Origin of the sequence: Streptomyces sp. MMG1121 (assembly GCF_001280015.1) — a bacterium.
In the GTDB taxonomy this organism is placed as follows: Bacteria; Actinomycetota; Actinomycetes; order Streptomycetales; family Streptomycetaceae; genus Streptomyces.
The window spans coordinates 40,028-51,560 of sequence record NZ_LGDV01000208.1 but is presented as its reverse complement, the minus strand read 5'-3'; the positions used below and the strand labels follow the sequence as shown (position 1 = coordinate 51,560).

The 11,533-nt window shown below is 68.0% G+C and carries 12 protein-coding genes and 4 pseudogenes; 9 read left to right on the top strand and 7 right to left on the bottom strand.

Annotated features, from left to right (window positions below; genetic code table 11):
• Positions 1-99: 99 nt before the first annotated feature.
• Positions 100-860, bottom strand: a pseudogene (locus ADK64_RS43605) (IS256 family transposase); the annotation flags it as partial.
• A gap of 517 nt (positions 861-1,377) precedes the next feature.
• Here ADK64_RS43605 and ADK64_RS48720 point away from each other — a divergent pair.
• Positions 1,378-1,765, top strand: a pseudogene (locus tag ADK64_RS48720) (IS5/IS1182 family transposase); the annotation flags it as partial.
• Between the two features lie 22 nt (positions 1,766-1,787).
• Here the strand turns inward: ADK64_RS48720 and ADK64_RS28935 are convergent.
• Entirely contained in the window at positions 1,788-2,618 is an 831-nt protein-coding gene (locus ADK64_RS28935; RefSeq protein ID WP_199829733.1) for a class I SAM-dependent methyltransferase, read from the bottom strand.
• Positions 2,619-2,679: 61 nt separating this feature from the next.
• Here ADK64_RS28935 and ADK64_RS28930 point away from each other — a divergent pair, with 61 nt between their 5' ends.
• Entirely contained in the window at positions 2,680-3,279 is a 600-nt protein-coding gene (locus ADK64_RS28930) for a TetR/AcrR family transcriptional regulator (protein ID WP_053663609.1), read from the top strand.
• A gap of 319 nt (positions 3,280-3,598) precedes the next feature.
• Here the strand turns inward: ADK64_RS28930 and ADK64_RS46180 are convergent, their stop codons facing one another.
• The 5 genes and pseudogenes from ADK64_RS46180 to ADK64_RS47610 form a co-directional block, all read right to left on the bottom strand.
• Complete coding sequence (locus tag ADK64_RS46180; protein ID WP_159046357.1) at positions 3,599-3,745, bottom strand: hypothetical protein; 147 nt, start codon at positions 3,743-3,745, stop codon at positions 3,599-3,601.
• Positions 3,746-3,758: 13 nt separating this feature from the next.
• A complete protein-coding gene (locus ADK64_RS49140; RefSeq protein ID WP_420713050.1) occupies positions 3,759-3,917 on the bottom strand; it encodes a hypothetical protein in 159 nt (52 codons plus the stop codon).
• A 70-nt stretch (positions 3,918-3,987) separates the two neighbouring features.
• A pseudogene (locus ADK64_RS49135) lies at positions 3,988-4,257 on the bottom strand (alcohol dehydrogenase catalytic domain-containing protein); the annotation flags it as partial.
• A gap of 236 nt (positions 4,258-4,493) precedes the next feature.
• Positions 4,494-4,958 carry a pyridoxamine 5'-phosphate oxidase family protein gene (locus ADK64_RS28925; protein WP_053663607.1) on the bottom strand — a complete coding sequence of 155 codons (465 nt, stop codon included), beginning with the start codon at positions 4,956-4,958 and terminating at the stop codon, positions 4,494-4,496.
• 921 nt (positions 4,959-5,879) lie between these two features.
• Complete coding sequence (locus tag ADK64_RS47610; RefSeq protein ID WP_234384739.1) at positions 5,880-6,635, bottom strand: helix-turn-helix domain-containing protein; 756 nt, start codon at positions 6,633-6,635, stop codon at positions 5,880-5,882.
• 3 nt (positions 6,636-6,638) lie between these two features.
• Here ADK64_RS47610 and ADK64_RS28915 point away from each other — a divergent pair, with 3 nt between their 5' ends.
• From ADK64_RS28915 to ADK64_RS46175, 7 genes and pseudogenes are all read left to right on the top strand, one after another.
• Complete coding sequence (locus tag ADK64_RS28915) at positions 6,639-7,010, top strand: MauE/DoxX family redox-associated membrane protein (protein WP_053663605.1); 372 nt, start codon at positions 6,639-6,641, stop codon at positions 7,008-7,010.
• A gap of 72 nt (positions 7,011-7,082) precedes the next feature.
• Positions 7,083-8,231 (top strand): NAD(P)/FAD-dependent oxidoreductase, encoded by a 1,149-nt coding sequence (locus ADK64_RS28910; RefSeq protein WP_053663603.1) that lies wholly within the window; start codon positions 7,083-7,085, stop codon positions 8,229-8,231.
• 197 nt (positions 8,232-8,428) lie between these two features.
• Positions 8,429-8,608, top strand: a pseudogene (locus tag ADK64_RS28905) (transposase); the annotation flags it as partial.
• Between the two features lie 221 nt (positions 8,609-8,829).
• A complete protein-coding gene (locus ADK64_RS28900; RefSeq protein WP_053663599.1) occupies positions 8,830-9,594 on the top strand; it encodes an IS5 family transposase in 765 nt (254 codons plus the stop codon).
• A 15-nt stretch (positions 9,595-9,609) separates the two neighbouring features.
• Positions 9,610-9,948, top strand: a complete 339-nt coding sequence (locus tag ADK64_RS49130) for an SDR family oxidoreductase (RefSeq protein WP_078992895.1) — start codon at positions 9,610-9,612, stop codon at positions 9,946-9,948.
• Positions 9,949-10,008: 60 nt separating this feature from the next.
• The gene (locus ADK64_RS28890; RefSeq protein WP_053663598.1) at positions 10,009-11,034 is read left to right on the top strand and encodes an LLM class flavin-dependent oxidoreductase; all 1,026 of its coding nucleotides are present in this window, start codon (positions 10,009-10,011) and stop codon (positions 11,032-11,034) included.
• A gap of 81 nt (positions 11,035-11,115) precedes the next feature.
• Positions 11,116-11,433 carry a hypothetical protein gene (locus ADK64_RS46175; RefSeq protein WP_159046356.1) on the top strand — a complete coding sequence of 106 codons (318 nt, stop codon included), beginning with the start codon at positions 11,116-11,118 and terminating at the stop codon, positions 11,431-11,433.
• Positions 11,434-11,533 lie beyond the last annotated feature (100 nt).

The following is an 11,533-nucleotide window of genomic DNA, read 5'->3' as shown; positions in this document are numbered from 1 at the left end:
AACCGCAGCGCAAGCTGATTCAGAACATCGGCGGCGAAGCTCATACCAGAGCAACGATCTTGTCCTATGAAAGCAACGGGTTGATTCTTTACGGCTTCAATGAACCCTGCACCGCTGCCAGGCGGCGCCCAGCATCACCTTGCGGACCGTGGCGACCAGCCCGGCGTGCTGGTCGGTGACGACCAGGCGGACCCCGGACAGGCCGCGCTCACGCAGCGAGCGCAAAAACTCCTTCCAGAACTCCTCGCTCTCACTGTCGCCGACCATCAGGCCCAGGACCTCGCGGTTGCCGTCCTCGGTGATACCGGTGGCGACCACCACGGCCCGGGAGACGATCTGGTGGTTCACCCGCGCCTTGCAGTAGGTCGCATCCAAGTAGACGCAGGGGAAGCGGACGTGATCCAGCGGGCGGGTGCGGAACGCGGTCAGCGGCTCGTCCAGAGCCGCGCAGATCCGGGAGACCTCTGACTTCGAGATCCCGCTGTCCCCGCCGAGGGCTTTGACCAGACGCTGCGGGTGGAGACGCCATGCACGTATGCCTCCATGATGACGGCATAGAGGGCCTGGTCGATGCGGCGCCGTCGCTCCAGCAGGATGGGGAAGAAGCTGCCGGTGCGAATCTTGGGAATCTCCAGGTCCAGATCGCCGGCCAGCGCGGTCAGCACCTTGTCGCGGTGCCCGTTGCGGACGTTGGTCCGCGTCGGCGTGTGCTCGTTCCACTCCGCGCCGATGTGGGCACTTGCCTCGGCCTCGATCAGCTCCTGCACCATTCGCTCGGCGATGACGTGGATGAGCTCGATTCCGTCGGTCGAGCGTAGTGGCTCAAGGAGCCGCATCAGTTCAGACTGGGACAGGGCCATCGTGCACTCCTCGTGGTTGAACTGGGCGTTCACCATGGAGAGTTATGCGATGGCCCGCCTCCCGTTCAGGGAGCGGTACTCACCCGTGGAAGTGCGCCCCGGGCAGACGCCCGCGCACTCCTGGCCGCTGATCCCGTACACCACGACGAGGGACACCATCCCCTATGAGGCGTCGGCAGTCTCCAGCGCACCCGGCGAGCGTGCCACCCGCGAAGCGAACGATCACAGCAGTACCTTCATCCGACGGGACTCTCCCGCCTCACTCCTTGGTAGGGCCCGACCGCCGAACTGACGGTGGCAAGGCGCGGCGGCCCCGGCCGCCGCGCAACCGGCCGGGCGCGCCCCAATCCCCGGCCGCATGGCGGCACCGTAGCCACTTCAGTACGGGCCCGGGGGCCTACACGAAGGCTCAAGAGAGCGAGCTCTTGAACGGCTGCGGGCAAGGAACCTGTTGTGGCGGCTCCGCCAGCGTGAGTCGTTTTGCGCGACCCATCATGATCACTGCGGCGGGTTGACCGCCGGCGTCCAGGACTCCACCGCTGGTCGCGCCCTGCTCGAGCAAGCCGCTACCGACCACCCCACCCTGCGCAAGGTCTGGGTCGACGGCGGCTACCGCAAGCACTTCGTCGAGCACGCCGCCACCTCGGCATCGACCTCGAAATCGTCCAACGCGCCCTCGGAGCCAGGGGATCCACCCGATCCGGAAACATTGGGCCGTGGAGCGGACCTACGGCTGGCTCATGCTGCACCGCCGTCCGGTCCGCGACTACGAAGCCCACCCGCACCGCTCCGAAGCTATGATCCACCTGGCCATGACCGACCTCATGGCCCGCCGCCTCACCGGCGAGGCCAGCGTCTCGTGGTGCGACCCGACATCACCGGATGAAATCCGCATCCCGGGATGAAACAACGAGAGAAAACGACCTCTCAGGCCGTATGGGAGCGGGTCGAGGTGATCACGACGGATGTGTAGGGCATGGTGGCGTGGCCGCCGAGCATGTCGATCGCGGTCCCGGCGCCGTCCAGGACCTCCGCCAGTTTGGCTGCGGGAAGTTGGGTGAGGCCGCCGAAGGTGGGGAGCTGGTCGAGCCCCTTCTCTCGGGAGTAGGTGCGCTCCCAGGCGAAGTGCCACTGTTCCGGCTCGCTGAACCTGCCGGTCTGCCGGATCCCGTCAGCGATTTTCGCAAACAGTGGCTGGTAGGCGTCCAGGGCCGAGTCTCTCAGCAGGCCAGGGTTGAACGGGGAATCGGGGGCAACCCGTTGGAGTCCTTCGGCGAGGGCGTCGATCACCTCGTCCGGGAGTTGGGGGACGTGGTGGAAGGGGGCGAGTCGGCCGCCGGGCCCAAGCACCTGGGCCGCCTTGGCCGCACCGGCGACGGGGTCCACCCAGTGCCAGGCGGTCCCGGCGATGACCGCGTCGAACTGCCGCCCGGCCGGCTGCCAGTCCTCGAACCTGGCGACCTCGACCTCGATGCGGCTGCGTCGAGCGAAGGCGGCCATCCGCTCGTCGGGCTCGACTCCGAGCACCGTGCATCCGGCCGCCTGGAATTGCCGGGCCTCGATGCCGGTCCCTGCTCCGACGTCGAGGAGGTGTCGGCCGGGGCTTGCCGCGACGATCCTGTCCACCAAGGCCTGGGGATACGGCGGTCGGGCGCGGTCGTAGCGTTCGGCATCCACACTGAACGATTCGGCCGTCTGCCGGTGGCGGTGCGGCTCGGGACCGGACGTGTCCGGCCGCCCCTGCGATAAAGTGGGCATGCGCCCACACTAATGGGCGGACGCCCACTTGTTAAGGCGGGGCGGCGCGGAAAGGGGGGCAATGCCATCAGGGGTACACCTCCACAACGTGCGCGGCCAGTTGTTCGCAGCCGCCGAGCGCGTCCTGCTCCGGGACGGGCCCGACGCGTTGACCAGCCGGGCGGTCACGGAAGAGGCGAACTGCGCCAAGGGCGTGCTGCACCGGCACTTCACCGACTTCGACGCCTTCCTGGCAGAACTGGTCCTCGACCGCGTCCGCAGCATCGAGGACCGCACCACGACTCTGCGCGCGGCCGCCGGCATCGGGAGCGTCGCGGACAACCTCGCCGACGCTCTGCAGGACCTGTTCGGTCCGGTCACGGTGGCGATCGTCGCGCTCATCACCTTCCGCGACGGACTCCGTACGCGGCTGCGCGAGGCCGGTCTGACCGGCATCCCACTGGCCGTGCAAGGCGCTGCCATAATCGCCGAATACCTCACCGCGGAGCAGGAGTCGGAGCGTCTGGCCGGTGACGCCGACATCGACACGCTCGCCCCCACCCTCGTCGGGGCCGGGCACCTGCTGTTCGCCGACCGGGCAAGCGCCCCACCGCAGACCGCCGCCATCCGCAAAATGGTGACCATCGTCATCGCCGGCGCCTTGCGATCACCCCAGTCGTGACCTACGCACGCAGGTCGCGCGTCGCTCTGCCCCCGGATCCGGTAGGCCTCCGCAGCGAGTTCTGTCCACAGGCTAAGCGCAAGCTGCCTAGGGAAATCCACTGAGCAGGGCCTGAGTTCGCCCGAGCAAGAGGCGGCCGGTTTTCAAGGAGCGCCATCAGCCTGGGGCGCCGGGGCCTCTAGGCTGTCCGTGGACCTGGCCGAAGTGGGCCACTGAAGTTTCCCCGTGATCTCGGACACTCGTTCGTTATGTCGCGAAGGCGTGCTGGTGTCGTTGCCTGGTCTCGGCCGGGGTGAGGTAGCCGAAGTTCTTGTGTTTGCTAGGCGGCGGCCTGGCGCCTACGGCGAGCGGCTTCGCCCTCGCGCCAGGCGTAGCAGGAGGAGCGAGCCACGTGCAGCACCCGACACACCAGGGTGATCGGGTAGTTCGCCTTCTCCGCGTGGATGAACCGGTACAACTTGCTCACCGGTCGTTCTCCTTCACGAAGAAGGCGGTCGCTTTTTCAGGATCTCGATCGTCTGCTGCTGTTCGCGGCTCTCCTTGCGCAGCCGCTTGACCTCCTCGCGTTCTGCGCTGGTCAGCTCGTCGGGGGCGCCCTCTCCCCGGTCGGCCCTGGCCTGGCAGTACCAGCGGCGCAGGGACTCGGAGCTGATGCCGAGTTCCCGGGCGACGGCGGTGACCGTCTTGCCCCGCGATCCGCTCGGCGTGGCCGCCGCCGACCAGCGCCATCACCGGATCTCCCGGCGCGACCTCGACCAAACCGGGGCCGGCTTGCTCAACCTCGCCGGCGACTTCCAGGCCGGGCACGTCGGCCGGCCAGCCCCGTGGCGCCGGGTAGTCCCCCCGTGCCTGTCGCAGATCAGCGGTGTCGAGGCCGGCAGCCCGAACCCGGACCACCACAGCCCCCGGCCCCGCGACCGGCTCCGGACGCCGCCTCAGCTGGAATGTCCCCTGAGAATCGATCACTACCGTGCGCATATGCCTGCATCCTTGTATGTGCTGACGAGGGGGCCAGGCCACTGTCCCGCCCCCATCAACCAGGAGAGGCCGCGTCCGCCTCGCGGCGGCGCTCCGGAGGAGTCCGTGGCCGACCGCCAACGGGGCTGCCCGTCCAGTTGGCCGCCAGACATCTGGCTCATGAGGCCGGTGCCAACGGGAGCGAACAACGTCCGCAACGACAGAACTGGGGATCGGGAAAAGCCGGCCAGGGACGGCTACTGTTCCACCCACGTTCCGTCGCGCATGATGACTCTTCCGCGAAGCTCTGGCTCGCCGCGCCAAGCGCGCACAGTCTTCGGCGCCATGCGCATGTACACAAAGGCACCCTCCTCCCCGCGCGGGTCCCATCCGAACTTGGCGGCGAACGCCTCCGCTGCGTCTCCGGGCACATCCAGGTCCCGGAAACACTCCGCCTCACCCTGGAGGAGTACCACGTCGAAGGTATCCGGCAACGCCAGGCGCACGCGCGGCTCTTCGCGGACGTTCCGTGCGGTGACGGAGGTGGCGCTGGTGCACATCCACACCGCGCGTCCATCCCACAAGAACCATAGCGGCACCTGGTGCGGCCCGTGATCAGGATGAGACGTCGACACCCATACGTCCCGTTCGGCGACAAGCCGTCCACACGTGTCGCGGCGACGCTCCGCCGTCTGGCGGCGAACCTTCCCTGTGGTGTTCATGAGTGCCGACGCTACCCAGCATGCTCAACGCGCACATGAGGCCAGGGACCTACTTCCAACGAACGATGATCTTCTCGGCCCACGGGCCGGCGGCGGCCGACCGGAGTACCCTCAGCGAAGCCAACCGATGCCACAGCAGGTGTCATAACTACTTGCGGAGCTCTTATTCCGAATCCGCTCGACCACCAAGAGGCAGTGGCCGCCGGCGGTGATGGCGAGCTTTGAGCGGGGGCGATGGGCGCGCATCGTGTCGGCGGTGCCGACGACGCTGCAGGTCGGTTCGGTCCGGCTGCGGCGACCTTGCACTGGGCGAACACGGTCTGGCAGGCGTAGAGCGCGGCGGTGAGCAGGTGGACGGCTGCGCCGCCGGTGCGGGAGCCTCGCACACTGACGTGCTGTCGGCAGCTGGGCCGGCCAGCGTGTCATCGGCTTCGTCGACCGGGCCGCTCGCGTACCGGCGAGCAAACCAGGCGCCCACGCCGTCCTCGAGCGCGTCGCCGATCCAAGAGACGTAAGGAGTCTCCTTCAGTGTGGATACGTGCGGTGTGGAGGTCGGCACGATTCGCTCGCGCATGCTGACGTCGGTTCCGCCGGCGAAGCAAGCCATGGCAGCCAGCGAGGTGGCGTTGCCAAGGATCGCGACAAGGCGCAGTGCCGAACTGCTGCTGTTGTGTATCCGGGCAAGCGGAGTCGAAGTCCTCGCAGTGGCATTACAGGACACCGATCAGGGCGGATGAGACGCGAACACGCCCCCTATTCGTGATCAAAGGCTCGACTACCTTCATCATCAGGGAGCACGACCCTCGATACAAATTAGGCAAACCGAACACAGCAGCGCGCACGAGGGTGATCAGCTCATCTCACCGGCCGAGAACGTATCAGCCCCCGTCCCGGCATCGGCTCGGGTGCCTGGCAGCACCGTCAGGCGGACCTGCTGGGTCGCAGAGACGCGGGTGTACGGCCGATGAAGTCCCGTGCCGTACGGGCGAGGTGGGCCTGGTCGGCGAAGCCCGCGGCGGCCGCAGCCAGGGCCGCAGCGCCGTCCGGGAGGCCGGCGATCGCGGTACGGAGCCGGCCCCATCGCCGCAAGTGAGCGAGCGCGATGCCTACGTCCTGCCGGACCAAGGCCCGCAGCCGCGGTGCCGACAGGCCGACCTCGTCGGCGATGGAAGCGAGGGGCATGCCCGGATCGCACAGCATGCACGCGTGGACGGCGTGGGCGACTCTCGGATCGAGCGGTGCCGGGTCCCCTGCGACTGCGCGCAGCTCGGTGTATCCGGCTACCAGATCCACGTGGGTGCCGGGCCCCTCGGAGCCAGCGGCGTCGAGCGCGGCCAGCAGCCGACGGACCTGGCCTGCCTCCAGTCGTACCGGTCCCGGGCAGGAGGCCAGCAGCCACGAGTCGATGAACAAGGCGACGTAAGGCGATGTGGCCGCACAGACGTGGGACAGCTGAGGCGGAACGATCAGCCCGGGCGCGGCCACCATGCGCTGCCCCGGCTGCAGGAGTTCGGCGTGGCCGCCGATCGGCAGCACGACCTTCCACGCGGGCATCCGATGTTCGGAGACGCGGAAGGGGCGGGACTCGGCGAACATCGTCGCCTCGGTGCCTGCGGCGAAGACGATGCGGCGATCGTTTTGTTCAAGCACCCAGGTCCGGGGCGAACGGATCATCATGCCATGCACGCTATCGCTGCCATCGGGTTAGCCGTGTTCATGGCCGTCACAGGCGTCATGCACTTTCTGGCTCCCGAGTACTTCCGCACGCTGATACCCGCATGGCTTGGCAGGGAGCGGCTCCTCGTGGCCGCCACCGGGGCCGCGGAAGTCGTGGTGGGTGTGCTGGTGCTGGTTGCGCCCAGCAGACCGGTCGGAGGCTGGATTGCCGCCCTCCTGATCACCTGCTACCAAGCGTCCCACGTGGACGCGGTGCGACATGCGCGGCCCGACCGGCCCCGGCTACTGGATCGGCCGGCCGGCGTCGCGGCTCGACTGGCCCTGAACGTCCTGTACATCGCCTGGGCCGTCGCCGTGGCCAGATCCGCGGCCTGACCCGATACCCGGCGCCCCGAATGCCCCAGACGGCGCCGAGACCACCCGTAGTCGCAGAGGAAGCCACACTCAATGAGCCACCGCATCGTCGTCCTGGGCGCCGGATACGCCGGCCTGTCGGCAGCCAAGCGCCTCACCCACAGCATGCGCCGCAACGACGTCACCGTCACGCTGGTCAATGCCTCGGACCGATTCGTGGAACGCGTCCGGCTCCATCAACTCGCCGCAGGGCAGCGACTGGCCGCACTGCCGTTGCGCCAACAGCTCGGAGGCACGCCGGTCCGGCTGGTCATCGGTCGCGTGACCGCGATCGACACCACCGCCCGGACTATATGCATGGGCAAAGAGCAACGAGCGATGGTCTACGACACTCTGGTGTATGCGGCAGGCAGCCAGGCACGGCTCGACGAGGTGCCGGGGGCAGCCGAACACGCCCACGCCGTCGCCAGCCCCGAGCAGGCGACCCGGTTGTGGAACCGGGTCGCCGAGATCGAGTCCGGCGGCACGGTCGCAGTGGTCGGGGCAGGGCTGACCGGACTGGAAACCGCATCGGAACTGGCCGAGAGCCATCCCGGGCTGCAAGTCCGACTGTTGACCGGTGCCGATGACGTCGGATCCCAGCTGGCCCCACGAGGCCGGATCCATCTGGGGCGCGCTCTCGACCGACTCGGCGTCTCGATTCATCCAAAGACCGTCGTCACATCCGTACGGGACAACGGCGTAGACACCCTCGACGGCAGGGCGTTCGCTGCCGACGCCGTCGTGTGGAGCACCGGGTTCCGTGCGCCGGACCTGGCCCGCGCATCAGGATTCGCCACGGATGACAGTGGCCGGATACTCATCGACGCCACCCTGTGCTCGGTCTCGCATCCCGAGGTGTACGCCATCGGCGACGCGGCCGCAGGGGTGTCGGTGAGCGGAGCACCAAGTCGAATGTCCTGCCAGGCCGCACTGCCCATGGGCCGGGAAGTGGCCGACGTCATCACGGCCCGGTTGACGGGCAAGGAACCGGGGCCAGTTCGGATCGGCTACGTCTTCACCAACATCAGCCTCGGCCGACGTGACGGCGTCGTACAGTTCACCCACGCAGACGACCGCCCGCGCAGGTTCGTCCTGACAGGCCGCGCCGCGGCGGCGTTCAAGGAAGCGGTGGTACGCAGCACGGTACGTTCCGGGCCGCGTGGCGAGGAGCAACGTCCCACACGTGCGGGACAGCCCTGACGGAAGGAGACATGCCTTCCGTTGGATCGATCGACGGGGCATCGAGCAAGGCCGAGTTTGCAATGTCGGCCGGGAAGGCAAACCGGCGATCAAACTGCTCGCCCGGCTCCATGGCTAGAAGTTCCTGGGGCCTCCCCCAAGTGGTGAACACCTTCGATCGGCCCTGGTGAGAGGCTTACAGGAGGCGACTTACGGCAATGAACGCATATTCGCCCGAATTCAAGGCCTACGCCGTCGCGCTGTACCACTCGGACCCTGACCTCACGATCGTGCAGGCCGCTCGTGACCTGGGCATCAACCCGGAGACACTACGGAACTGGCATCGCGCCGACCGCGCCCGCGGCGAAGACCGGCCTGGTACCGCCAACGCCGGGCTCTGAACCGACACCCACCTCCTCTGGTGCTTCCACGGCTGCGAGGGCGACTGCCGCTGGTCCGGATCGGGCCCGCGCCGTCCATATAGCGTCGAACAGGGCCGGAAGGGTCATTGAGCCCTTTCCAGCCTGCCTCTGAAACACGGCGGTTGGGCTGACAACGTGGTGAAGCCCCTGGTAGATGGGTTTTCGACCAAGAGAACCGTCTCCACCAGAGGCTTCACGTGCTTGTCTACCCGTCGGGCGTCGACGTGTCCAGCCCTGCCCTCCGCTTCCTCACGCAGCAGTTGCGGCGGCACCGCCGTACGATCGGCTCCCGTTGGCGGCGCCTGAGCGCCGGCCGCCAGGCCCTGCTCACCCTCGCCCATCTGCGGATGGGACACACCTATGCCCAGCTCGCGGCCGGCTTCGGCGTCGGAACCACGACGGCCTACCGCTATGTCACCGAGGCTGTCGAGCTCCTGGCCGTCCTCGCCCCCAGCCTGGCCGACGCGGTGCGCACCGCGTCGGTGAAGGCGTATCTGATCCTTGACGGCACGCTCCTGCCCATCGACCGCACCGCCGCGGACCGGCCGTTCTACTCCGGCAAACACAAGAAGCACGGGATGAACGTGCAGGTCATCGCAGATCCCTTCGGCCGACTGCTGTGGGCCTCACCGGCCCTGCCCGGCGCCGTCCACGACGTTCGTGCTGCCCGTGAACACGGCATCGTCGGCGCCCTCGCCGAGGCCGGCATCAAGTGCTGGGCCGACAAAGGCTACCGGGGCGCCGGCGGCACCGTCCGGACCCCCTACTGGGGCCGGTGGGAGACCCTCTCCGCAGGTCAGAAGGCGGCGAACCGGTCTCACGCGAAGATCCGGGCCCTCGGGGAGCAGACCATCGCCACCCTCAAGTCCTGGAGGCTCCTCCGCAAACTGCGGTGCTCGACCACCCGGATCACCAGCCTCGTACAGGCCGTCCTCACCCTCCATCTGACCAGCTCAGAGTGAAGATGGAAAAGGCTCATTCTCACGGGCTCCGTCGCGAGCGTCAAGGGAACCCCCGCGCTCTGGGTCTACGGCGCCAGCAAGGCCGCCCTCAGGAACTTCGTCCGAGGATGGACGGTAGAGCTAAAGGATCGCCGTATCCGGTCCAACGTCCTCAGCCCTGGTCCGATCGAAACACCACTACTTGCGGCGACGCGACCTCAAGACACGATCACGGAGATCGCGTCCACCATTCCGATGGGCCGCCTGGGCGAGCCCGACGAAGTTGCCAAGGCGGCGCTTTTCCTGGCCTCAGACGATTCCAGCTTCGTCACGGGAATCGAACTTTTCGTTGATGGCGGCAGAGCGCAGATCTGATACCGCGACGGCGCAACTGTTTTCCTTCCCGCTTTCCTTCCCGCCCGAGGAGCCCGACCCATGGACATCTCCTGTCAGTTCGCCACATCTCTGAACTCGCCCGAACACATCGCCGTCGCCGAGGAGTTGGGCTACCGGCGCGCCTGGCTCCACGACACGCCCGCCCAGAGCCCCGACGTCTGGGCGACGCTGGCGCTGGCCGCTCAGCGCACCGGCCGTATCGGCCTCGCTCCCGGTGTCCTCGTCCCGACGCTGCGCCATCCGATGGTCAATGCCTCTGGTGCCGCCACCCTCGCCGCCCTCGCCCCCGGCCGCGTGGCCCTCGCTTTCGGCACCGGCTTCAACGGCACACGCGCCCTCGGTGCACCCCCGGCCACCTGGTCCTACCTCAGCGCCTACGTCCGAACGGTACGGGGGCTGCTGCGCGGTGAGACCGTGGAATGGGACGGCGCCCTGCTGCGCATGATGCATCCCGACGCGAACGCACCGCAGCGCCCCCTCGACATTCCGGTACTGGTATCCGCGCTCGGCCCCAAAGGTCTCGCCCTTACCCACGAGATCGCCGACGGGCTCTTCAGCGTCAACGCTGAAACCGCCCATGCCCACGAATTCACCTGGGCCGCTCTGGGCATCCACGGCACTGTCCTGGGCAAGGACGAACCCCTCGACTCCCCCCGCGTCCGAGCGGCCGCCGGCCCCGGCAACGCCCTGGCCTACCACGCCGCCTACGAGTTCGGCGGCGACCCCACTTCCCTGCCCGGCGGACAAGCCTGGCTCGACGCCATCACTGCCCACCCCCGAACCGAACGCCACCTCGCCGTGCACGACCAGCACCTCACCGACCTCAACGCAGCCGACACCACGGCCTGGAACGCCGGAGCCTGGCAGGCCATCACCTCCACCACCGTCACCGGAACCCCCGACCACATCCGCGACCAGCTCATCACCTACGCCCAAGACGGCATCACCGAAATCGTCTACCAGCCGACCGGTCCCGACATCCCCGGCGAACTCGAACGTTTCATCACCATCGCCCACGAGGCACAGGACGCTGCCCCCGTCAGCCGTTCCACACACGGGAATTGAAACCATTCGTTCATGTGATGCCCGGTCCGGCGCGACGGCAGACGCCGGCCGGTGTCGAACCGACCGTCAGAAAGGCTCTCCATGACACGAAAGCTCGTGTCCGTGCTGCTGGCGGCCCTCGCCCTGTCGGCCGCGCCGCTCGCCCCACCGCACGCCGCGAACGCCACGGGCGCAAGCCCCGAAGCTGACCGTCCGCCTGCTGTGGTCAAGGTCAGCGACCCGTCACAGGACGCCAAGACCCTCGCCTACTGGACCCCCGCCCGGATGCGCGCAGCCGCGGCGGCCGACGAGACCGCCGCGCCGAGCACTGCCGGATCGGGCTTAGGCCCGACAGTCGCACCGCGGCAGAGCCCGCCTCCCTTCGACCCTTACAGCGTCGGGAGGCTCTTTGCCCATTGAGCGGTGTGCATCATGAAGTCGCAGGTCACGGGTCTGGTGTGAATGTCGAGTTGGGTACTCGTGCCGGTCGGCGGACGATGGCCATGACGTAGACCATCAG

Bases quoted from the DNA above. Each gene is read 5' to 3' on its own strand.
- ADK64_RS28935 (WP_199829733.1), bottom strand. From the start codon at position 2,618: ATGCCCACTTTATCGCAGGGGCGGCCGGACACGTCCGGTCCCGAGCCG.
- ADK64_RS28930 (WP_053663609.1), top strand. From the start codon at position 2,680: ATGCCATCAGGGGTACACCTCCACAACGTGCGCGGCCAGTTGTTCGCA.
- ADK64_RS28925 (WP_053663607.1), bottom strand. From the start codon at position 4,958: ATGAACACCACAGGGAAGGTTCGCCGCCAGACGGCGGAGCGTCGCCGC.
- ADK64_RS47610 (WP_234384739.1), bottom strand. From the start codon at position 6,635: ATGATGATCCGTTCGCCCCGGACCTGGGTGCTTGAACAAAACGATCGC.
- ADK64_RS28915 (WP_053663605.1), top strand. From the start codon at position 6,639: ATGCACGCTATCGCTGCCATCGGGTTAGCCGTGTTCATGGCCGTCACA.
- ADK64_RS28910 (WP_053663603.1), top strand. From the start codon at position 7,083: ATGAGCCACCGCATCGTCGTCCTGGGCGCCGGATACGCCGGCCTGTCG.
- ADK64_RS28890 (WP_053663598.1), top strand. From the start codon at position 10,009: ATGGACATCTCCTGTCAGTTCGCCACATCTCTGAACTCGCCCGAACAC.
- ADK64_RS46175 (WP_159046356.1), top strand. From the start codon at position 11,116: ATGACACGAAAGCTCGTGTCCGTGCTGCTGGCGGCCCTCGCCCTGTCG.